This is a genomic window from Streptomyces pallidus (ex Mingjun et al. 2026) (assembly GCF_051550185.1).
Classification (GTDB): Bacteria; Actinomycetota; Actinomycetes; order Streptomycetales; family Streptomycetaceae; genus Streptomyces.
Genome location: NZ_CP196181.1, coordinates 965109 through 985304 on the forward strand (window position 1 = coordinate 965109; position 20196 = coordinate 985304).

The following is a 20196-nucleotide window of genomic DNA, read 5'->3' on the forward strand; positions in this document are numbered from 1 at the left end:
CCCGGCCGGGTCGGTGCACCGCCCCGGCGCATACGCTGGGCGGACCATGAGCGATCGCGATGAGCCCCGCAGCCGTTCCCGGTTCCGCCGGCGCCCCCGTACCTCCGAGCCCGCGGCGGCCGCCCGCGCCGCCGCCCCGTCCGGGGACGGCGCGACCGGGCGCGCCGCGGAAAGGACCCCGGCACCCGCCCCGGCCGGCGCCGCGCGGGGCGCGCGGGCGGCGCGGCTCGGCCGGCTGCTGCGCTCCCCCGCCCGGCCCGGGGAACCCCTGTTCGCGCAGGCACCGAAGGCCTGGCAGCGGCTGCTGCCCTTCGCCGTGGCCGCGGTGTTCGTGGCGTCCCTCCTGCCGGTCACGGTCGTGGTGCTGACCGACGCCTACGGGGCCGGCGGCGGCTGGGCGGGAGCGCTGGGCGTGGCCCAGACCCTGCCGTTGCTGCTGGCCGTGACCCGGCCGGTGCGCGCCTGGGCGGTCGTCCTGGCCGCGGACACGGTGGGGGCGCTGCTGGTGCTGGGGTCCGAGGGCCTGGCGGGACTCGCCTGGCCGTGGACCCCGATGGGCATCGTCGGCTACCTGCTGGTGATGGTGTGCCTGGGGCTGCGCGAGCCGGTCAGGACGCTGATCGGGGTGTGGCTGGCGACGGGGGCGGTCGGGGTGGTGCTGGGGTTCTTCCACCCGGCGGTGACGACGAACACCATCGCCCTCCTGTTCGTCCTGAGCGGGGCCCTGCTCGCGGTGACGGGATCCCTGCGCGGACTCGGCGACGCCCAGCAGCGGGTCGCCGAGCAGGAGAGCATCAGCGAGGCGGAGCGGGCCCGGCGCACCCTGCTGGAGGAACGGGCCCGGATCGCGCGGGAGTTGCACGACGTCGTGGCCCACCACATGTCGGTGATCACGGTCCAGGCGGATTCCGCGCCGTACCGGCTGCCGGGCATGGCGGAGCCGGTGCGCGAGGAGTTCGCGGCGATCGCGGCGAGCGCGCGGGAGTCGCTGGGCGAGATGCGGCGGCTGCTGACCGTGCTGCGCAGCGACCGGGCGGACGGGGCGGGCGGAGCGCCCGGAACCTACGGCGGCCCGGGCGGCGGCAGCGGAGCCGAACGGGCCCCGCAGCCCGGGATCGGCCGCATCCAGCAGCTGGTCGAGGCGACCGTACGGGCCGGGCAGCCGGTGGAGTTGTCGCTGGCCGCCGGGGCGGACGGGGCGGCGCCGCCGGCCGTGGACCTGTCGGCGTACCGGATCGTGCAGGAGGCCCTCGCCAACGTGGTGCGGCACGCGCCCGGGGCGCGGGCCCGCGTCTCGGTGACGTACGACGCGCAGGAGGTCCTCGTCCTCGTCGTCAACGGGCCCGGCCCGGACGGCGCGACGGTACTGGAGACGGCGGGCACCGGGCACGGTCTGGTGGGGATGCGCGAGCGCGTACGGTTGACGGGCGGGACGCTGGACACCGGTCCGCTGCCCGACGGCGGCTTCCGGGTCGCCGCCCGTCTGCCCCTGAACGGACCGAGCGAGGAAGCCAGTTGACCATCCGAGTGATCGTCGTCGATGACCAGGCCATGGTGCGCGCCGGGTTCGCCGCGCTGCTGTCGGCGCAGGCCGACATCGATGTGGTGGGCGAAGCCCCCGACGGGCGGCAGGGGGTGGCCCTGGCCCGGTCGGTGCACCCCGACGTGGTCCTGATGGACGTGCGGATGCCGGAGCTGGACGGGCTGAGCGCGGCCCGGGAGGTCCTCGACCCGCCGCCCGGGGTGGTGCACCGGCCGAAGGTGCTGATGCTGACCACGTTCGACGTCGACGACTACGTGTACGAGGCGCTGCGCGCCGGTGCGTCCGGGTTCCTGCTGAAGGACGCGCCGCCGGCCGACCTGATCTCGGCGGTCCGGGTCGTCGCGTCGGGCGAGGCGCTGCTGGCGCCCTCGGTGACGCGGCGGCTGATCGCGGACTTCGTGCAGCGGCGGCCGGCCCCGCGCCGGGACCCGGCGCTCCGGCTGAACGGGCTGACCCCGCGGGAGAGCGAGGTGCTGGAGCTGATCGCGCGGGGTTTGTCGAACCAGGAGATCGCCGGGCACCTGGTGGTGGCCGAGCAGACGGTGAAGACGCACATCGGGCGGGTGCTGGCCAAGCTGGACCTCCGCGACCGGGCACAGGCCGTGATCTTCGCGTACGAGGCGGGAGTGGTGCGGCCCGGCGACGGCGGCTGACTCCCTCTTTCTCCCCTCTCCCCTGCCCTGGTCTCCTCCACCCCCTACCGGGGTATGAGATCCGGCTTGGCTCCCCGGTCCGACGTGCCGGTGGACACCTCCTTCCTACCTTCCTCGGCGTCACGAGGAGAGGAGAAGGGGAATGCGCCGCTTCGGAAGGACCCTGGCCACCGCCGCGCTGGCGGTGGCCGTGGTCGCGGGGACCGCCGGTTGGGCCGCCGGGGACAGTGTGCAGGCGGCGGTCACCGGCCCGCCGCCGGGCGCGTCCGCGTGGCGGGCCGACAGTGCGTCCGGGCGGCCGCTGCCCGAGCCGGCGACGGCGTCCGCGTACGAGGTGGCCCGCTTCCTCGCCGGGCTGGACGAGGCCGGGCGGCGCGAACCGGTCCGGCGCGACCCGCTGGTGGTCGGCAACCTGGACGGCGCCCCGGTCGCCCTGCGGTACGAGGCGAACCGGCTGGCGGTAGCGGCCTCGGGGCGGGCCCGCTTCGCCTCGCTCGCCGCGCCCGGGCGGCAGGTCCTCGCCTTCGACCCGCGCGGGCGGGGGCAGGTCGCCGAGGTGTTCGGGGACCTGGAGCGGGCCGCGCACGTCGCCGTGGTGGTACCGGGGTCGGACGACGACGCCGCCTCGTACGGCGCCGGCCGCGCCCCGCACACCGGCCCGGCGGGCATGGCCCGTTCGCTGCACGCCGCGGCCGGCGGGGAGACCGCCGTGGTGGCGTGGACCGGCTGCACGACGCCCGTCGGGGTGGGCCTGGACGCCGCCACCGGCCGGCTCGCGGAGGCGGGGGCGGTCCGGCTGGCGCGGTTCACCGCGGGGCTCGACGCGGTCCGGATCGCCGACGTGCCGAACGTGGCGTTCGCCGGGCGGGGCCACGGCGCCGACCCGACCTCGCGCGCCTTCGGCGCCCGTAGCGTGCCGCCCTCCGACGTGCAGGGCCACACCGGGTACTTCGTACTCGGCACCCGGTCGTTGGCGGCGTTCGCCGCGATCGCGAAGGGTGAGGCGCAGTGAGCGCCGGGGCGGCGCTGCGGCGGGCGGCCGGCCGCATCGAACGGCGCACGCCCGCCCACCGGGACCGGGCGGTCGACGGGCTGCGGGCCCTCGCGCTGCTGGCCGTGCCGACCGGGCACTGGCTGCTCGGCGGGTTCACCCTGGACTCCGACGGCGGCCTGCACAACGCGAGCCCGCTCTCCGCGCTCCCGGCGCTGGCGCCGGCCAGCTGGGTGCTGCAGATGCTCGGCATCTTCTTCCTGGTCGGCGGCTACGCCTCGGTGCTGTCGTACCACCGGCGTGAGGGGTCCACCGGGGCCTGGCTGCGGGGCCGGTTCGCCCGGCTGGGGAGGCCGGTGCTCGGCGTGACGGCGGTGTGGGCGCTGGCCGCGCCGCCGCTGTACGCGGCCGGGGTGCCGGAGGTGACGCTGCGGACGGCGGCGACGCTGGTGGTCCAGCCGCTGTGGTTCGTCGGGGTGTACCTGGTGGTGACCGCGCTGACCCCGTACTGCGTGCGGGCCGCCCGACGGCTCGGCGGGTGGGCGGCGGCCCCGCTGCTCGTCTCGGTCGCGGTGGTGGACTTCCTGCGGTACGGGCCGTTCGCCGGATCCGTGCCGGGCTGGGTGGCGGTGCTGAACGTCCTGCCGGGCTGGCTGTTCGCCTACCAGCTGGGGGTGGCGTGGGGCGAGCGGCGGATCGGGCGGCGCGGGGCCGGGCTGCTGTTGGTGGGCGGGGGCCTGCTGTTCGCGGTGCTGCTCGTGGTGTTCCACTACCCGGCGTCGATGGTCGGCGTACCGGGTGCGGCGCGGACCAACTCGCACCCGCCGTCGCTGCTGGTGCTGGCGTTGGCCGCGGCGCAGTCGGGGGCGGCGATGCTGCTGCGGGACCGGCTGGCGCGGCTGCTGGCGCGGCCGGCGCTGTGGGCGCCGGTGGTGGTCGTCAACCTGTGTGCGATGACGATCCTGTGCTGGCACCAGACGGCGATGCTGGCGGCGGCGGTGCCCGGTTCGTTCGTGGGCGGGGTGGCGGGTCTGACGACGGCTCCGGACGGCCAGGCCTGGGTCGTGGCGCGCCTGGCGTGGCTGCCGGTGTTCGCGGTGCTGCTGGTGGGGATCGCCCGCTACGCGCGGCGGTTCGAGGAGCCGTGGGCGGGGGCGACCGCGGCGTGGCGGGCGGCCGCCGGGCTGCTGGCGGCGGGGTACGCGGTGTTCGCGCTGGGCCTGGCCTGAACCCGGGCCCACGGGTACGACGAGAGCGCCGCTCCCTTCCGGGGGCGGCGCTCTCGTGTCGGCTGCGGAGGGCCGGTCAGGCGATGGAGGCCGCGACGATGGCGGCTACGGACAGGTTGCAGCAGGCCGTCACCCACACCGCCGGGTGCGGCTCCGGGTCGACCACGATGGCGCCGAGCTTGCCCGGGGTCACCCAGTCCAGCACGAGGAAGGCCACTGCCATCAGGACCAGGCCGAGGATGCCGAAGGCCGCCGTGGACAGCAGGCCCTTGCCGAAGTCGTCGTAGGTGGTCCAGATCGAGGTGAACACGATCCCGCCGATGCCGAGGAGGGCCGAGCTGAGCGTGATGGCCGCGTTGCGGTTGCGCTCCTCCCATATCTGCTTCGGGAGCTTCCCGGGGGTCAGCACGTCCACCAGGACGATCCCGAGGATCAGCAGGACCAGGCCCAGGGCGCCGTAGGCGCTGGTACGGCCAAGTCCGTTGATGATGTCGCTCATTGTGAAGCCTGTCTTCGCGGGGGTGGAACGGAACCGGTGGGAGGGCCCGGGAGTGGCCGAATCTATCGCACCGACCGACCCCGGACCATGGGTAGGTCAGGAACGGGTAAAGACCCGGCGCGGGCCGTGGGGTTCCCGACGGGACCCGGCTGTTGACCTCGACAATGGTCGAGGTTCTAGCGTGCTCCTCATGGACATGGAAGTCACCGCCTGGACCTCGCTGCGCAGCGCCGTCGAGGCCCGCCAGGACCGCCGCCCCGTCTCCCGGGCGAGCCTGCGCCGGATCGCCGCCTTCGCCCGCCCGCACCGCCGCGGGCTGACCCTGTTCCTCCTCCTCAGCGTCGTGACGGCGCTGCTCGCGGTCGCCACGCCGGTCCTCGCCAGCCGGGTCGTCACCTCGATCGTCGACGGCCGGGAGTCCTCCACCGTCGTCCGGCTCGCCCTGCTCATCGCAGTGATCGCGGTCGCGGAGGCCGGTCTCGGGCTGCTGACCCGCAAACTGTCGGCCACCCTCGGCGAGGGGCTGATCCTGGACCTGCGGACGGCGGTCTTCGACCACGTCCAGCGGATGCCGGTCGCCTTCTTCACGCGGACCCGGACCGGCGCCCTGGTCAGCCGGCTCAACAACGATGTCATCGGCGCCCAGCGGGCGTTCAGCAACACCCTGTCCGGAGTGGTCGCCAACACCGTGACCCTGCTGCTGACCCTGGCGGTCATGCTGGGCATCTCCTGGCAGATCACCCTGCTCGCGCTGGTGCTCCTGCCCGTCTTCGTGGTCCCGGCCCGCCGGATGGGGGTGCGCATGGCCGCGCTCCAGCGGGAGGCGTCCGCCCTCAACGCCGCCATGGGCACCCAGATGACCGAGCGGTTCTCCGCGCCCGGCGCCACCCTGGTCAAGCTGTTCGGGCGGCCGGCCGACGAGTCCGCGGAGTTCGCGGCCCGGGCGGGCCGGGTGCGCGACATCGGCATCCGTACGGCGATGGCGCAGTCGGCGTTCATCACCGCGCTCACCCTGGTCTCGGCCCTCGCCCTCGCGCTGGTCTACGGGCTCGGCGGGTACTACGCGCTGCGCGGCACCCTCGACGCCGGGAGCGTCGTCGCCCTGGCCCTGCTGCTCACCCGGCTGTACGCCCCGCTGACGGCCCTGGCCGGCGCCCGCGTCGAGGTGATGAGCGCCCTCGTGAGCTTCGAGCGGGTCTTCGAGGTCCTCGACCTGGAGCCGCTCGTCGCGCAGAAGCCGGACGCCCGGCGGGTCCCGGACGGGCCGGTCTCCGTCGAGTTCGACCGGGTCTCCTTCGGCTACCCCTCCCCCGACAAGGTCTCGCTCGCCTCCCTGGAGGAGGTCGCGACCCTCGACGCCCGCGGCGGCACGCAGGTGCTGCACGAGGTGTCGTTCCGGGCCGAACCCGGCCGGATGATCGCCCTCGTGGGCTCCTCCGGCGCCGGGAAGTCCACCATCGCCCAGCTGCTGCCCCGCCTGTACGACGCGGACGCGGGCTCCGTGCGCCTCGGCGGGATCGACGTACGGGACCTCAGCGCCGAGTCGATCCGCGAGACCCTCGGCATGGTCACCCAGGACGGGCACCTCTTCCACGAGTCGGTACGGGCCAACCTGCTGCTGGCCCGGCCGGGGGCGACCGAGGAGGAGCTGTGGGAGGCGCTGCGCCGCGCGCGGCTGGACGGGCTCGTCGCCGCGCTCCCGGACGGGCTGGACACGGTGGTCGGCGAGCGCGGGTACCGCCTGTCGGGCGGGGAGCGGCAGCGGTTGACCATCGCCCGGCTGCTGCTGGCCCGGCAGCGGGTGGTGATCCTGGACGAGGCCACGGCACACCTGGACTCCACCTCCGAGGCGGCCGTGCAGGAGGCGCTGGGCGAGGCCCTGGCGGGCCGGACCGCGGTGGTGATCGCGCACCGGCTGTCGACCGTGCAGGCGGCGGACGAGATCCTGGTGGTCGAGGACGGCCGGATCGTGGAACGCGGTACGCACACCGGGCTGCTGGCCGCAGGCGGCCGGTACGAGGAGCTGTACCGGACCCAGTTCGCGCCGGCGGGGGATGCGCCGGCCGGGACGGCTCCGGCCGGCGCCTGAAGCGGGGGCCCGCCCAGGCCCTCCGCGCGCGCCGGGCGGCGGGGGCCGGCCTGCGGGCGCATGATGCGGGAAGGCCCCGCGCCCGGAACAACCGAAGAGCACCGAGCAGGTACCGAGCAGGCATCGTGGAGCAGCAGATGGACATCAAGCTGGAGCTGGTCACCGTCCCCGTCAGCGACGTCGACCGGGCCAAGGCCTTCTACGAGCGGGTCGGCTTCCACGCCGACCACGACGTCACCGTCAGCGAGGCGATCCGCTTCGTGCAGCTGACGCCTCCCGGGTCGGCCTGCTCGATCGCCCTGGGCAGGGGACTCACCGGGATGGCCCCGGGATCGCTGGACAACCTCCAGGTGGTCGTCAAGGACATCGAGGAGGCGTACGCGGACCTCAGGGGCCGGGGCGTGGAGGTGAGTGAGATCGAGGACCTGCCCTGGGGCTCGTTCGTCCGCTTCTGCGACCCCGACGGCAACGGCTGGGCCGTGCAGCAGACCACCCCGCGCACGGCGGCCCCCGGCCGGTGAGCGGCCGGGGCCCCCGTATGGCTTAATCGGCGTCAGGCGGCGGTGTACGGGGCCGTTGGCGACGAGGGACGGCGAGGTGGCGGGCGGTGGCAGGCCAGGACGGCGAAGGCCGGCGCGTGGTGCTGGTGGTCATGGGCGTGACCGGCACGGGCAAGACGACCGTGGGCCGGCTGCTCGCGGGCGCCCTCGGCGTCCCGTACACGGAGGGCGACGACCTCCACCCGCCGGCCAACGTCGCCAAGATGTCCGCGGGCGTCCCGCTCGACGACGAGGACCGCCGGCCCTGGCTGGACGCCATAGGCGACGTGCTCCGCCGGCTCCCCGCCGACCGGGGCGCGGTGGTGTCCTGCTCGGCGCTCAAGCGGGCCTACCGCGACCGGCTGCGTGCCGCCGCGCCCGACGCGGTGTTCGTCCACCTCACCGGCGACCGCACGCTGATCGGGCGGCGGGTGGCGGCGCGGACGGGGCACTTCATGCCCGCCCTCCTGCTGGATTCGCAGTTCGCCGTGCTGGAGCCGCTCCAGGCGGACGAGACGGGCGTCGCCGTCGACGTCTCCGGCAGCCCGGAGGAGACCGCCGGGCGGGCCCTCGCGGCCCTGGCCGCGCTGCCCGCCCCGCACCACCCCTGAGGCGCGGTTCCTCACCGGCCCTGGAGCCGGGCCACGGCGAGGGCGAGACCGCTCGCGGCGGTCGCGCAGCGCTGGGCCAGCGCCGCGACCTCGGCCCGGAAGGCGTCGGCGTGCGGGCTGTCCTGCCGTTCGAGTTCCCCGGCGGCCGCGGCCAGCCGGTCGGCGTGGGCGCGCAGGGCCGCGCAGTGGGCGCGCAGTCCCTCGACCGGGTCCGGCCGGGTCGTCCGCAGCCGGGGGGCCGCCTTCACCGGGCCCGCCAGGGCTGGACGAGCAGGAGGCCGCCGGTACCGAGGAGTCCCATGGTGTGGATGCAGCCGCGGTGTCCGGCGGGTCGCGGTGGGACGGGGGCGGACTCCGGGTCCGGGCCCGCCGCCCTGTGCCCGGATCCGCGGCCCTGGGCGCGTCCGCGGGCGCCGTCGCGGTGCAGGAAGGCCCGGACGGCGGCGCCGAGGCCGAGGAGCGGTTCGGCGGTGGCGGCCCGGCCGGTGGCCACCTGCCAGCCGGCGTGGTCGTTGAACGGGTTCGCGTCGGTCAGGGCACGCCAGGCGAACACGTCGGCGAAGGCCGGGGCCAGCACGGTGAAGGCGTGTTCGGGGCCCTGCTCGCGCACCGCGCGGCGGAACACGCGGGCGGCGGCGGCCTGCCGGTCCTCGTCCACGGCCTGGAGCAGCGCCGCCCCGTCCGGATCGGCCAGCAGTTCGGGGCGGTCCAGGCCGGTCGCCCGGAGCCGGGCCTTCAGCCCGCAGACGGCGAGGCTGACGGCGAGGCTCTCGCGGCCGGTGAGGATCCCGGCGAGCCAGCCGGCCCGCGCCATGCCCCGGCCGCGCGGGGCCCAGCCCAGGCCCGCCGGGTCGGTGAGGGTGCGCAGCAGGGCGCGGCGGGCGAGCCGGCTCCGGCCGCCGCGGCTGCGGTGGCCGGGATGGCCGGGGGTGCTGCCGGGGGCTGCGGCCGGGAAGCGGGGGCCGAGGGCCAGTTCGGAGGCGTAGCGGGCGGCCTCCGCGACGGCGTCGGCCGCCTCGGCGAGTTCGCGGGACACGGCGCCCAGCAGATCGGCGTCCGGGTCGGTGGACACGGAGGAGGTCGCGGCGTCGGACATGGGGATCCTCGCGGGATGAGGTGTCGGGGGAGGGTGGAGCGGCGGTGCGCCGTCGGCGACGGCGCGTCAGCGGCGGGTGAGGTGCAGCCGGATGGTGCGCGGGTCGAGGACGGCGGGCAGCGGGCCCGGCGGGTCCAGTACCGGTCGGACGCCCGTGATCCGGCAGTGGCGCAGCACCTCGGCGCACAGTGCGGTGGTCACCAGCAGTCCCAGCCGGCTGCCCGGGCAGCGGCCCGGGCCGTGGCCGAACGGGGACATCCGGACGTCCTCGTCCGCGCCGGGCGTCTTCCAGCGTCCCGGGACGAAGACGTGCGCGGCGGGCACGTGTGCGGGATCGCGCTGGAGGAAGTGGACGGGCAGCAGCACGCGGGTGCCGGCCGGATGCCGCACCCCGCGCCATTCGGTCTCGGTCCGGGTGACCCGGACCAGGTCGGGCACCGCCGGGTACAGCCGTAGGGACTCCCGGACGCAGGCGTCGAGCCGGGTGAGGCCCTCGGGCAGGGGGCACGCGGCGGCTTCCGCGGCCGCCGCCTCCTGCTCGGCGGGATGCGCGCCGAGCAGGAGCAGGGTGCGCAGGACGGTCGCGGGGACGGTGTCGACGGCCCGCAGCCAGGAGTGCAGGGAGCCCGTGGGGTCGGCGTGCGGGGCGGTGCGGTCGGCCGGGGCGTGTCCGTCGGCCGGGACGCCGCGCGCCGCCCGGCCCCGGCGGCGCAGCAGGCCGAGCAGGCCCGCGGAGCCGCGTTCCCCCAGCCCGGGGACGGGGACGGGGACGGGGACGCGGTCGGCGAGCGCGATCCGCCGGGCGGCGCGGGCCACGGCCTGTCGGACGCGGACCAGTTCGAGGCTGCTGGCCGCGGTCAGCTGCCGGGCCTCCTCGGTGATCACGGCGTGCAGCGCCTCGCCCGTGAGCAGCGCGGGTTCCGCGCGGGTGCGGCCCGCGCCGGCCGGAGCGCCCGCGCCGCCGACCGGTTCGGCGTAGAACTGGCGCAGTTCGCGGGGGTCCAGCAGGACGAGCACGGTGCCGGACACACCGCGTACGGGGACGGGCGCCCCGCCGTGGCGGGCCCGTAGCTGCCGCAGGGTCTGCGCGGAGAACGCCGGGCGGGCGCCGGGAACGCCGCGGACGAAGAAGGGGATCGCCCGGGTGGCGGCGAACCGTACGGAGTCGGCACGCCCGGCCCGTTCCGCCGGCGCGCGCCTGCCCCGCGTGACGGCCGCCCGGGTCGGCCCGCCGGGGGCGGCGTAGTGGAGCATGCGCATCCGGTACCTCCGCACAGCCGGGAACCAGCGGTCGGTGACATCGAGCTCACCGTACGTCGATCTTGGAGGGGCCGCGCTCCGAGCACGGCCGGGCCGCAGCCGACCGGGCGCGTCCGTACGGGCGGGCCGGGGCCGGGGCGGCGGGCGGCCGCGCTCCGGCGGGCACAGCCGTCCGGGCGACGCGGCTGCGACGGCGGTGTGACGGGCGGCGTCACGGCAGCCGGGGCTGCGGCGGCGGTGTACGGCAGCCGGGACGACGGCGACGGGCGCTCAGGGGCCGGGCGGGGGCGCGAACACCGCCTCGCGGAACGGCCGGCGCAGGGGCCCTCGGGGGGCGGCCGGCAGCAGGACGGCCCAGCGGTGGTCGCGGGGCCGGACCCAGACGGCGGCGGTGCCGCCGTGGGTCCAGGTGTGGTGGGCGGCGGGGTGCCACAGGAGGCCGCGGGGAGGCGTGAGCTCCCCGGTCCGGATGCGCAGGGACTCGGCCGTCCAGGCGCGCGGGACGGGGTGGTCCGCCGGGGACAGGAGGTGGCCGAGGAAGCGGGCGAGGTCGGGCAGGGGGGCGTACAGGGTGTCGTCGGCGAAGCGGGTGCCGGCCATGCCGAGGGGGTGCCAGATGCGGGCCGCGGCGAGTTCGGGGAGCGGGCTGCCGCCGAGGTGCTCGGCGAGTCGGGTGAGCGCGGCGGCCGCGGCGGGGCCGGCCCGGCCGCCCGCGCGGGTGAGGAGGTGGTGGGTGGTGGTGCCGGCGGGGGCGCCGGCGGCGGCCGCGGCCCCGTAGGCGGTCAGCGGGGTGTGCAGGTGCAGGGCCTCTTCGGCGACGAGGCTGCCGATCACCGGCCACAGGGCGAGGACGGCGGTGAGTGCGCCGACGTCGTGCCCGGGGGCGTCGTACCCGGTTCCGCCGTGGCCGGGGCCCGTCCCGGGGGCGTCCGAGCGGGCCAGGATCCCGTCCGGTCCGCCGACCGCCCAGACGGCTTCCGGGTCGGCGGCCTCCAGCACCCGCCGGATCCGGTCCGCCGCGTCGCCGCACCCGGTTCGGTCGTCGCTGAGGAGCGTCATGGTGCCCCACGCTAGCGACCGGCGGGGCGCCCGCCCGGCCGCGCCGCAGCGGGGCCGCCGCCGGCCACCCGAATGCGCCGCGGCGGCGGGAGGGGCGGGGCGCCCGCGGCGCCCCGCCCCCGTCGGCCTACGGGTCGGGCTCCCTACCTGGCCGGCGGGTTGCCCGGCCGGCTGACCGGCTGGTTCCGGTCGGGCCGGTCCGTCACCCGCAGGGTGTTCAGCAGCGGCTTGCCGAATCCGGTGTGCGTGACGAAGCGGAGGTTGAGGACCCCGTCCGTGACCGTGACCGTGTAGGTGCGGGTCAGGGCCGTGTAGCTGCCCGCCTCCAGGGCGACGTCCAGGGACGGCAGGACCTGCGTGCCCTCGGCGAGGACGTCGAAGACCCGCTTGTGCGGCTTGGTGGACGACAGCTCCGCGAAGCCGAGTTCCACGGTGTACGTGCCGTTCGGGACGTTGTCGAAGCGGTACTCGTACATGCCCTCGCGGGCGCTGCGGAAGAGCTGCTGCTCGTCCGTCCCGGCGATGCCGCGGCCGGTGGACCGCACCGAGCTGCTGCCCTGGTAGCCGTACGAGCCGGGGCCGTACCTGCGGTCCGGGGACCAGCTGTCGCCCAGGGTGTCCGTCACCGCGCGGTCGGATCCGGCGTCCAGGGCGACCTGGTAGCGCGGCACGACCACCTTGACCGGGACGGTGAGCACCGGGCTGCGGCCGCTCACCGAGCCGATCCGCAGGTCGGCGGTGAGGACCGAGCCGGCGGCCAGGCCGGTGGTGTCGACGGCCAGGGTGACGGTGGCCTTGCCCCCGACCGGCAGGTTCGCCGTGTCGGCGGTGGCCGTCAGCCAGGGTGCGTCCTCGGCCACGGTGACGGCCGTGTCGATGCCGCCGGTGTTGGTGAGGCCGAGGGTGCGGGTGCGCTTGCGGTCTGCGGTGAGGACGACCTCCACCGACGGCTGGGAGGCGGTGACCCGGCCCGTGGCCAGGGACGGGCTCAGCGGGGTGACGTCGCCCGGCTGGACGTTCAGCGCCTCGGTGAGGCCGCGGTACGACTCGGCGAGGACGGTGACGGTGCTCCGGCCGGCCCGGGCCTGGAGGGCGTAGCTGCCGTCGGCCGCGGTGGTCGCCGCGACGGCGTCGCTGCCGGTGCCGACGGTGACGGTCGCGCCCGCGACACCGCCGCCGTCGTTGCCGTCGAGCACCCGGCCCGCGACGACGCCGGTCTTGGTGGTGCGGAAGGAGACGGTCATGCCGTCGCTGATGACGGGGGTGTTGAAGGAGTACTTGAAGGCGTCCGTGCCGGTCGCGTTCTCCACGCCGACGGTGGCGGTGGAGCCGCCCTTGATGCCGGAGCCGCCGGTCCCCTTGTAGGTGTAGGTGACGCTGCCGTCCTCGCCGACCGCCGCCGCGAACGAGAACTTGTCGGCCTGCGCGGACCAGTGGGCCACGTCCCGCCACTCGATCACGTACTGCCGGTGCGGGGCGGTGCCGGTGACGGCGGTGAAGACGCCCGAGCCGCTGCCGGCCGGGCCGACGACGAGGTCGTCCCAGAAGGGGTAGAGCGCGGCATTGGGCGTGGCCGTGCTCGGGAGGTCGCCGTTGATGTCGCCGGTGTGGGCGCCGCCGAAGCTGACCGTGCCGTTGGTGCCGATCCACGCCTGGCCGTACGTCTTGCCGTACAGCGGGAGCGGGAACGGCAGGTCGACGCGCTCGGTGGTGTTGTCGCCGGTCAGGGCGAGCTGCCGGGTGCCGGCCTGGTAGGGGCGGCCGCCCGGGGTGGAGCAGGCGTACCCGTAGCCGTCGGTGCGCTCGGGCAGGGCGACGGCGACGGTGGTGTCGCCCGCGACGACCGCCTGCGCGCTGCCGCCGGTGACGCAGCGGGAGGCGTGGGAGGCCCGGATCTCGTAGGTGCCGTGCGGCAGGGTGACCTCGAAGCGGCCCTGGTCGTCGGCGGTCGCGGTGACGGGGGTGTCGGCGACCGTGACGGTGGCGCCCGCGGCGGGCCCGGTGGGCGCGGTGACGGTGCCGGTGACCTTGCCGGAGGGGGCCTGGGTGAGGGCGAAGTCGCCGGTGGCGGTGGTGTTCTCGGTGACCGTCGCGGTGGCGGTCTCCTGGCCGTAGCCGAACTTGGCCGCCGTCAGGGTGTACGAGCCCACCGACAGGGAGCGGAAGGAGTAGCTGCCGTCGGCGCCGGTGGTCGCCGTACGGGCGATCGGGCCGGTGGCGGTGACCTTGACGCCGGCGAGCGGGGTGCCGCCGGAGCGGACGGTGCCGCTCAGCGCGCCGGTCGCCCCGCGCGGGGCGTTGGTGACGGCGGCGAGCGCGTCCAGCTTGCCCTCGCCGAAGACGTTGTTGTTGGCGGCGGTGCCGCCGCACTGGCCGTTGTCGGTGTCCTGGGCGGTGGCGCCGAGGAGCGCCTCGGTCTGCGCGATGTCGCCCTCCAGGGCGGGGGCGGCGGACCAGAGCAGGGCGACGGTGGCCGCGGTGTGCGGGGAGGCCATCGAGGTGCCGGAGAACGCCTCGTAGCCGCCGCCGGGGACCGAGGAGCGCACGTTCACGCCGGGCGCGGCGATGTTCGGCTTGACGATGCCGCCGGGGCCGGCTCCGCGCGAGGAGAACGCGGCGATGGTGCCGTTGATGTCGAAGGCACCGGAGCTGTAGGAGCTGGCGTAGTCGCCGGGGGACCCGCTCGTGGAGCAGTTGGGGCCGGCGTTGCCGTTGGAGAAGGCGGGGAAGATGCCGGCGGCCCGCCAGGCGTCGACGATCTGGCGGTACCAGTCGTCGTGCGCGGCGCTGCCCCAGGAGTTGTTGACGACGTGCGGGGCGAGGTCGGGGCGCGGGTTCTGCCCGTTCAGGTCGGTCGGGGCGACGATCCACTGGCCGGCGGCGAGGAGGGAGGCCTCGGAGCAGGAGTTGGTCTCGCAGCCCTTCGCGGCGATCCAGCGGGCGCCGGGGGCCACGCCGATCCGGTTGGCGCCGTCGTCGCCGACCATGGTGCCCATGGTGTGGGTGCCGTGGTCGTTGTTGTCGCAGGGGGCTGCCGTGGGGCAGACGCCGGCGGGGTCGAACCAGTTGTGGTTGTGGTCGTAGGTCCCGTCGGCGTTCCGGCCGCGGTACTGGGCGGCCACGGCCGGGTGGGTGTGGTCGACACCGCTGTCGATGTTGGCGACGACGATGCCCTCGCCGCGCACGCCGAACTGGTCCCACACCTGCGGGGCCTTGATCCGGTCGATGTTCCACTCGACGGCGTCGGCCGCCGTCTTCTCCCGCTTGCCGTCGGCGGGGGCGGGCAGGGTGACCTTGTCGTCGGCGTCGATGCGGGAGACCTCGGAGCGCTGGGCGAGGGTTCCGGCGAGCTTCTGGGTGCCGACGACGCGGACCGCGTTGACGATCCAGTACGAGGTGTACTCGGCCTGGGCACCGTCCAGGGCCTTGATCAGCCCGGCCTGGGAGCGCGCGGCGTGCTCGCGCTTGGTCTTGAGGACCGTCTCCGCCTTGGCCGCCCGGGTGGTCTGCCGCTGCGCGGCGCTCAGGTCGGCGGCGCTGTCGAGGTACACCCAGAAGGCGGCTTTGCCGGAGTCGTCGAGCTGGGCGCGGAGCCTGGGTTCGATCTTGCGCTCGGCCGCGCTCGGGGTGGGGCCGGGCTCGGGTGCGGCGGCTGCGGCGCCCGCGCCGAGGGGCAGCAGCAGGGCTGCGGTGAGGGCGGCGAGCGCCGCGCGCAAGGGGTTTCGGGATCGACGGGGTCGTCGTGTGTCGCGTTGGGCCACGTGTGTCTCCTCGTACGCCGTGTGCAGGTCGTGCGGATAGGACGTGCGTGACATGCGCGGCAATGGTGAAGGACCGGTCATGCTCACTACAAGACCGCCTAACGAGCCGCAGCCCCCGGCCGGGCCCCCGGGGCGGACGCGCGTCCCGGGGCGGGGATCGGGGTACGGCGTCCGGGTGGCCCTTCTGCGGTGGGAGAGCGAGGCTGAGGGCATGACCGGACCAGCAGCTCGTGAGCCGGCGCCGGACGGCGGGCGGAAGGCGCCCGCCGGCCGCCCCGACGCGACGCCCGGTACCGGGACGGGGAGGGGGCCCGAAGGCGCGGGCGGGCCCGCAGTGGCGCTCGGCACCGCTCGGGGGCGGTGGATCGTGCTGGTCACGGTGCTCGGCTCGACGATGGCCATGCTCGACTCCACCGTCGTCAACGTCGCCCTGCCCAGCATCGGCCGGGACTTCGGCGCCGACCTGGCCGTCCTCCAGTGGATCGTGAACGCATACCTGCTGACCCTGGCCGGGCTGATCCTGGTCGGCGGGGCCCTCGGCGACCGCTTCGGGCGGCGCCGGATCTTCGTACTCGGCGTGGCGTGGTTCGCCACCGCGTCCCTGCTGTGCGGCATCGCCCCCGACGAAGGGGTCCTGATCGCGGCGCGCGCCCTGCAGGGTGTGGGCGGGGCCCTGCTGACCCCGGGATCCCTGGCCCTGATCCAGGGTTCGATCGCGAGCGCGGACCGGGCCCGGGCCGTCGGCCTGTGGTCGGGCTTCGGCGGCGTGGGCGCGGCCGTGGGCCCGTTCCTGGGCGGCTGGCTGGTCGACGGGCCCGGCTGGCGCTGGGTCTTCCTGCTGAACGTGCCCGTGGCCGCGGTGTGCGTACCGGTGGCCCTGCGGCACGTTCCCGAATCCCGGGACCCGACGACGCGCGGACGGTTCGACGTGCTCGGCGCGGTACTGGGCGCCGTGGGCCTCGGCCTGGTGACGTACGCGCTGATCGAGGCGCGCTCCGGGTCGCCCGCGGTGATCGCGTCGGCGGTCGTCGGCGTGCTGCTGGCCGTCGCGTTCGTGTACGTCGAGCGGCGGCGGGCCGAGCCGATGATGCCGCCGGACATCTTCGCGTCCCGGCAGTTCACCGCGGTCAATCTGGTCACGCTGTGCGTGTACGCCGCCTTCGGCGGCTTCTTCTTCCTGATCGTGCTCCAGCTCCAGGTGGTCTCCGGCTACTCGGCGCTGGCCGCCGGCGCCGCGCTGCTGCCGACGACCGCGCTGATGCTGGCGCTGTCGTCCCGGGCGGGGGCGCTCGGTGAGCGGATCGGGCCGCGGATCCCGCTGACGGTGGGGCCGCTGCTGTGCGCGGCCGGAATGCTGCTGATGCTGCGGGTGGGGCCGGGGGCCTCGTACGTGCAGGACGTGCTGCCCGGGATGGTCGTGCTGGGCATGGGCATGGTGACGCTGGTGGCACCGCTGACCGCGACCGTGCTGGCTTCGGTGGACCCGGGCCGGGCGGGCCTCGCCAGCGGCATCAACAACGCCGCGGCGCGGGTGGCCGGCCTGCTGGCCGTGGCGGCGCTGCCGCTGCTGGCCGGGATGGGGCCGGACGCGTACCTCTCCGCGGCCCTCTTCGACAGCGCCTTCGGTCGGGCCATGGTGTGGTGCGCCGGGGCACTGGCCGTCGGCTCGGCCCTGGCCTGGGCGACCGTACGCACGCCCCGGCCTGGGGCGTGCCACCCGCAGTGCCACACCCACTGCGCGCTGACCTCTCCCCCACTGGAGACGCCGGAGCAGCCCCACCGCTCACCTGACTGAAATCCCGGCCAGTAGCCCCGCGCCCTGACCGGAACTGCGATCGGGGCGCCGCTCGCCCCCGGAGACGGAGCGCATGACCCAGCCGGAGCAGCAACCGGAGCGGAAGCTTTGTGCTGGAGCGCCACGGCCGACCTGACGGCCGGTACGGCCATCGCCGCCGTCGGCGTCGTGTGCCTGGCACGCGTCCGCCGGGCCCGCGACCTGCCCGTCGCCGCGCTGCCGCTGCTCCTCGGCGCCCACCAGCTGGTCGAGGCCGCCGTCTGGCGCGCGGGCGGCGGGCCCGGGGCCGCCACCACCGCCTGGGCGGTGATCGCGATGCCCCTGCTCGCGGTGTGGGTGCCGTTCGGCGTCCTGCTCTCGGCCACGCCCGCGGCCCCCCGCCGCCTGTTCTGGCCGGCGGCGGCCGGGCTCGCCACCGCCGCAGTGGTCTCGTACCGCCTCACGAGCCACCCGCCGACGCCTCGGTCCACGGTCACACCCTTGCGTACGGCGTGAATGTTCCGTGGACACCGCTCGTCCTCGCGGGCTACCTCTTCGCCGCGCTCGGTGCCCTCCTGCTCGCCGCGGACCGCCGGCTGCGGCTCCTCGGCGGGGTGCTGGCGGCCGGAGCCCTGGCCTGCTCAGCGCTGTGGAGGCTGGAATTCGCCTCCACCTGGTGCACCTTCGCCGCGATCGCCTCCCTGCTCGTCCTGGGGTGGGTGCGGCGCCGGGAGTCGCCGCCGCGGACGGCGTGAGCGGCCGAAAGTTTCCCCTTCACGGGTAGTGACTTCACAACCCAGCGGCAGTAGAACTCGTTCCCATTCCGTCAAGAGTGAGGAACGTCACATGAGCGACAGAACCTGGCCCGGAGGAGCTCCCCAAGGTATATCGCGCCGCGGATTCATCGCAGGAACAGGTTCCATTCTCGGGGCCGCCGCCCTCGCCGGGCACACCCGGCCGGCCCAGGCCCGCACCCGGTCCGCCGCCCCGGCCGCGGCCGCCGGACCCATCGAGTCCGGGGCCCGCGTACCGGTCCTGGTCGTCGGCACGGGGTACGGGGGCTCCGTCGCCGCCCTGCGTCTCGCCGAGGCGGGCGTCGACGTCCACATGGTCGAGATGGGCATGGCCTGGGACACCCCCGGGCCGGACGGCAAGGTGTTCTGCAACACCACCAGCCCCGACCACCGCGCGTACTGGCTGCGGACGCGGACGAAGCAGCCGCTGAGCAACTTCCTCGGATTCCCCCTCGACAAGGACGTGCCCCGCTACACCGGGATCCTGGACGCCGAGGAGATGGGCGGCATCACCGTCTACCAGGGCCGCGGGGTCGGCGGCGGCTCACTGGTCAACGGGGGCATGGCCGTCACCCCGCGACGGGCGAACTTCCCCGCCATCCTGCCGTCCGTCGACGCCGACGAGATGTACGCCACCTACTACCCGCGCGCCAACGCCGGGCTCGGTGTCGGCCTCGTCGACCCGGCCTGGTTCGACACCGTGGACTGCTACCAGTTCGCCCGCGTCGGCCGCAAACACGCCCAGCGCTCCGGGTTCCCCTTCGTGTTCGTCCCGGACGTCTACGACTGGGACTACATGAAGCAGGAGGCCGCCGGGACGGTCCCGAAGTCGGCGGTGGCCGGCGAGATCCTCTACGGCAACAACCACGGCAAGAAGTCCCTCCAGCAGACCTACCTGGCCCGCGCCCGGGCCACCGGGCGGGTCACCGTCTCCGCCCTCCACAAGGTCGCCTCGGTCGCCCCGGCGTCCGGCGGCGGCTACACCGTCACCATCGAGCAGATCGACACCGCGGGCACCACCACCGCCACCAAGACCGTGACGGCGGACCGGGTCTTCTTCGCGGCCGGCAGCGTCGGCACCAGCAAACTGCTCGTCAGGCTGAAGGCCACCGGCGCACTGCCCGGCCTGAACGGCGAGATCGGCAAGGGCTGGGGTGACAACGGCAACGTCATGTGCGGGCGCGCCAACCACCTCTGGGACCCCACCGGCAAGGTCCAGGCCTCCATCCCCTGCGGCGGCATCGACAACTGGGACGCCGGCGGCGCCTTCGCGGAGATCGCACCGCTGCCGACGGGAATCGAGACGTACGCCTCCTTCTACCTGTCGATCACCCGCAACCCGCACCGCGCCGAGTTCACGTACGACGCGGCCTCGGGCCGGGTCGGACTGAACTGGCAGACCGCCTGGAAGCAGCCGTCCATCGACATGGCCCGCACCATCTTCGACCGGATCAACGCACGGGAGGGGACGATCTACCGCAGCGACCTGTTCGGCCTGAACAAGGTCTGGGGCGACCACCTCACCTACCACCCGCTCGGCGGCGCCGTCCTGGACAAGGCCACCGACAACCACGGCCGCCTGCACGGCCACCCGGGCCTGTACGTGATCGACGGCGCGCTGATCCCCGGCAACACCAGCGTGAACCCGTTCGTCACCATCACGGCCCTCGCCGAACGCAACATCGAGAAGATCATCGCCACCGACCTCTGACAAGGTTCGCTCGCAGTATCAGAGGGAGGTGCACCCGACCGCGCGGACAGGACCGGGGCCGCCCGATGCGCCGGCCGGCCCCGGAGCCTGGTGCGCCCGCGCCCCTCAGTGGCCCGGCAGGACGCACACGCCGTCGAGGCCGAGGACGTGGTTGAGCCGGCCGAAGGCCAGCCAGGACCCGATGCTCATGGTCAGCTCCACGATCTCCAGCTGACTGTAGTGCGCGGTCATCCGCTCCCAGAACGCCTCGTCGAGGTGGTGGTGGTCCAGGGTGTACCGCTCGGCGTACTCCGCCGCGAGCCGGGTCCGCTCGTCGAAGCGGTCCGTGGTGCGCCACTCGGTGACCGCGTCGGCGAACTCCTCCTCGACCTTCTCCCCGTCGCGCTCGGTGCGCCAGTCCAGGCAGAAGGCGCACCCGTTGATCTGTGCGACGCGCAGCCGCGCGGCCTCGAACTCGCGCAGCCCCAGGGTGGTGTGGGCGTACACCGACAGCGAGAAGTTCGCGGCGGCCGGCCCGATCCCGGGGACCATGTCGCCCCACACGTACTCGATCGGGTGCTGCCCTTCGGGGACGTCGATCCTCATGG

16 protein-coding genes and 1 pseudogene are annotated in these 20196 nt (G+C 75.3%); 10 read left to right on the forward strand and 7 right to left on the reverse strand.

The window, feature by feature from the left end:
* The first annotated feature begins 46 nt into the window (after window positions 1-46).
* The 4 genes from ACSHWO_RS03995 to ACSHWO_RS04010 all read left to right on the forward strand — a co-directional run bounded on the left by ACSHWO_RS03995 (window position 47) and on the right by ACSHWO_RS04010 (window position 4416).
* Window positions 47-1519 carry a sensor histidine kinase gene (locus ACSHWO_RS03995; RefSeq protein WP_438310072.1) on the forward strand — a complete coding sequence of 491 codons (1473 nt, stop codon included), beginning with the start codon at window positions 47-49 and terminating at the stop codon, window positions 1517-1519.
* Complete coding sequence (locus ACSHWO_RS04000; RefSeq protein WP_385804336.1) at window positions 1516-2196, forward strand: response regulator; 681 nt, start codon at window positions 1516-1518, stop codon at window positions 2194-2196. Before ACSHWO_RS03995 ends, ACSHWO_RS04000 begins: the two co-directional genes overlap by 4 nt.
* 142 nt (window positions 2197-2338) lie before the next feature.
* On the forward strand, window positions 2339-3208 hold the full coding sequence (locus ACSHWO_RS04005) for an alpha/beta hydrolase (RefSeq protein WP_438310073.1): 870 nt from the start codon (window positions 2339-2341) through the stop codon (window positions 3206-3208).
* Complete coding sequence (locus ACSHWO_RS04010) at window positions 3205-4416, forward strand: acyltransferase family protein (RefSeq protein WP_438310074.1); 1212 nt, start codon at window positions 3205-3207, stop codon at window positions 4414-4416. The genes ACSHWO_RS04005 and ACSHWO_RS04010 overlap by 4 nt, the downstream gene beginning before the upstream one ends.
* Before the next feature lie 76 nt (window positions 4417-4492).
* On the opposite strand, the gene ACSHWO_RS04015 is transcribed toward ACSHWO_RS04010, so the two are convergent.
* Window positions 4493-4915 carry a DUF350 domain-containing protein gene (locus ACSHWO_RS04015; protein ID WP_361085491.1) on the reverse strand — a complete coding sequence of 141 codons (423 nt, stop codon included), beginning with the start codon at window positions 4913-4915 and terminating at the stop codon, window positions 4493-4495.
* A 190-nt stretch (window positions 4916-5105) separates the two neighbouring features.
* Here ACSHWO_RS04015 and ACSHWO_RS04020 point away from each other — a divergent pair, with 190 nt between their 5' ends.
* The 3 genes from ACSHWO_RS04020 (at window position 5106) to ACSHWO_RS04030 (ending at window position 8154) form a co-directional block, all read left to right on the forward strand.
* On the forward strand, window positions 5106-7004 hold the full coding sequence (locus ACSHWO_RS04020; protein WP_438310075.1) for an ABC transporter ATP-binding protein: 1899 nt from the start codon (window positions 5106-5108) through the stop codon (window positions 7002-7004).
* 137 nt (window positions 7005-7141) lie between these two features.
* Window positions 7142-7525: a VOC family protein gene (locus ACSHWO_RS04025; protein WP_438318910.1), complete on the forward strand. Its 384-nt coding sequence runs from the start codon at window positions 7142-7144 to the stop codon at window positions 7523-7525.
* Window positions 7526-7656: 131 nt separating this feature from the next.
* On the forward strand, window positions 7657-8154 hold the full coding sequence (locus ACSHWO_RS04030) for a gluconokinase (protein ID WP_385804708.1): 498 nt from the start codon (window positions 7657-7659) through the stop codon (window positions 8152-8154).
* Window positions 8155-8165: 11 nt separating this feature from the next.
* On the opposite strand, the gene ACSHWO_RS04035 is transcribed toward ACSHWO_RS04030, so the two are convergent.
* The 5 genes from ACSHWO_RS04035 to ACSHWO_RS04055 all read right to left on the reverse strand — a co-directional run bounded on the left by ACSHWO_RS04035 (window position 8166) and on the right by ACSHWO_RS04055 (window position 15384).
* Entirely contained in the window at window positions 8166-8402 is a 237-nt protein-coding gene (locus ACSHWO_RS04035; protein ID WP_438310076.1) for a hypothetical protein, read from the reverse strand.
* The gene (locus ACSHWO_RS04040) at window positions 8399-9250 is read right to left on the reverse strand and encodes a hypothetical protein (RefSeq protein ID WP_438310077.1); all 852 of its coding nucleotides are present in this window, start codon (window positions 9248-9250) and stop codon (window positions 8399-8401) included. The genes ACSHWO_RS04035 and ACSHWO_RS04040 overlap by 4 nt, the downstream gene beginning before the upstream one ends.
* Before the next feature lie 66 nt (window positions 9251-9316).
* Window positions 9317-10510 carry a cytochrome P450 gene (locus ACSHWO_RS04045; RefSeq protein ID WP_438310078.1) on the reverse strand — a complete coding sequence of 398 codons (1194 nt, stop codon included), beginning with the start codon at window positions 10508-10510 and terminating at the stop codon, window positions 9317-9319.
* 270 nt (window positions 10511-10780) lie between these two features.
* Window positions 10781-11569 carry a hypothetical protein gene (locus tag ACSHWO_RS04050; protein WP_438310079.1) on the reverse strand — a complete coding sequence of 263 codons (789 nt, stop codon included), beginning with the start codon at window positions 11567-11569 and terminating at the stop codon, window positions 10781-10783.
* 143 nt (window positions 11570-11712) lie between these two features.
* Entirely contained in the window at window positions 11713-15384 is a 3672-nt protein-coding gene (locus tag ACSHWO_RS04055; protein WP_438310080.1) for a S8 family serine peptidase, read from the reverse strand.
* Window positions 15385-15541: 157 nt separating this feature from the next.
* On the opposite strand from ACSHWO_RS04055, the gene ACSHWO_RS04060 reads away from it, so the two are divergent.
* From ACSHWO_RS04060 to ACSHWO_RS04070, 3 genes and pseudogenes are all read left to right on the forward strand, one after another.
* On the forward strand, window positions 15542-17125 hold the full coding sequence (locus ACSHWO_RS04060; RefSeq protein WP_438310081.1) for an MFS transporter: 1584 nt from the start codon (window positions 15542-15544) through the stop codon (window positions 17123-17125).
* A gap of 168 nt (window positions 17126-17293) precedes the next feature.
* Window positions 17294-17859: pseudogene (locus ACSHWO_RS04065) on the forward strand (DUF6629 family protein).
* A gap of 91 nt (window positions 17860-17950) precedes the next feature.
* A complete protein-coding gene (locus ACSHWO_RS04070) occupies window positions 17951-19609 on the forward strand; it encodes a GMC oxidoreductase (RefSeq protein ID WP_438310082.1) in 1659 nt (552 codons plus the stop codon).
* A gap of 105 nt (window positions 19610-19714) precedes the next feature.
* Here the strand turns inward: ACSHWO_RS04070 and ACSHWO_RS04075 are convergent, their stop codons facing one another.
* Window positions 19715-20194, reverse strand: a complete 480-nt coding sequence (locus ACSHWO_RS04075; RefSeq protein WP_361086156.1) for a carboxymuconolactone decarboxylase family protein — start codon at window positions 20192-20194, stop codon at window positions 19715-19717.
* Window positions 20195-20196: the final 2 nt, after the last annotated feature.

Coding starts and splice junctions, on each gene's coding strand:
- ACSHWO_RS04040 (WP_438310077.1), bottom strand. CDS start 9,250: ATGTCCGACGCCGCGACCTCCTCCGTGTCCACCGACCCGGACGCCGAT.
- ACSHWO_RS04070 (WP_438310082.1), top strand. CDS start 17,951: ATGAGCGACAGAACCTGGCCCGGAGGAGCTCCCCAAGGTATATCGCGC.
- ACSHWO_RS04060 (WP_438310081.1), top strand. CDS start 15,542: ATGACCGGACCAGCAGCTCGTGAGCCGGCGCCGGACGGCGGGCGGAAG.
- ACSHWO_RS04005 (WP_438310073.1), top strand. CDS start 2,339: ATGCGCCGCTTCGGAAGGACCCTGGCCACCGCCGCGCTGGCGGTGGCC.
- ACSHWO_RS04050 (WP_438310079.1), bottom strand. CDS start 11,569: ATGACGCTCCTCAGCGACGACCGAACCGGGTGCGGCGACGCGGCGGAC.
- ACSHWO_RS04055 (WP_438310080.1), bottom strand. CDS start 15,384: ATGTCACGCACGTCCTATCCGCACGACCTGCACACGGCGTACGAGGAG.
- ACSHWO_RS04045 (WP_438310078.1), bottom strand. CDS start 10,510: ATGCGCATGCTCCACTACGCCGCCCCCGGCGGGCCGACCCGGGCGGCC.
- ACSHWO_RS04025 (WP_438318910.1), top strand. CDS start 7,142: ATGGACATCAAGCTGGAGCTGGTCACCGTCCCCGTCAGCGACGTCGAC.
- ACSHWO_RS04015 (WP_361085491.1), bottom strand. CDS start 4,915: ATGAGCGACATCATCAACGGACTTGGCCGTACCAGCGCCTACGGCGCC.
- ACSHWO_RS03995 (WP_438310072.1), top strand. CDS start 47: ATGAGCGATCGCGATGAGCCCCGCAGCCGTTCCCGGTTCCGCCGGCGC.
- ACSHWO_RS04075 (WP_361086156.1), bottom strand. CDS start 20,194: ATGAGGATCGACGTCCCCGAAGGGCAGCACCCGATCGAGTACGTGTGG.
- ACSHWO_RS04030 (WP_385804708.1), top strand. CDS start 7,657: ATGGGCGTGACCGGCACGGGCAAGACGACCGTGGGCCGGCTGCTCGCG.
- ACSHWO_RS04020 (WP_438310075.1), top strand. CDS start 5,106: ATGGACATGGAAGTCACCGCCTGGACCTCGCTGCGCAGCGCCGTCGAG.